Raw genomic sequence first — 421 nt, 5'->3', positions numbered from 1 at the left:
GGTGCCGCCGAGCAGTCAGGAGTGCCACTCTCGGCTGCCGTGCTTTGAGAATCCGCTTGTGACAGGATTTTGCCAATATGGCTGACAGTGAGGTGCCGTTCCGACGACACGTAGAAGGGTTCCATCTTGAGTCCGCGGTGAAAGCCGCACGGCTGTCAGACTCGCATCGTTCATTCGGGGCCGCCCTCTCTTCCGGCCGCCACGCCGAAATCGTCCCTCTTGACCCTGTTACCCTCGTCCCACCCACGGACGACTGCTCCACGGTCGGCTATTCCATCGATGTTGACAACCATGCGACTGTGGTGTGGGCTTCGGGAAGAAGACCCGATCGATGGTACGTCTCCCGCCAGCGTGAGCGAGAGGTGTTCGAGGTCGTAGAAACCGCGGCTCGAACGTGGCGCGGCGGCGCCTTATTCGTTCA

General features: G+C 61.0%; 1 protein-coding gene. It reads left to right on the top strand.

Annotated features, from left to right (window positions below; genetic code table 11):
* Window positions 1-77 precede the first annotated feature (77 nt).
* Window positions 78-421 (top strand): hypothetical protein (locus SB775_RS27535; protein WP_410864313.1); only part of this gene is annotated, 344 nt, incomplete at its 3' end.

The sequence above is a fragment of the Peribacillus sp. SIMBA_075 genome (genome assembly GCF_046534585.1).
Note: the sequence above shows the minus strand (reverse complement) of the source record. Positions and strands in the feature narration are given on the sequence as shown.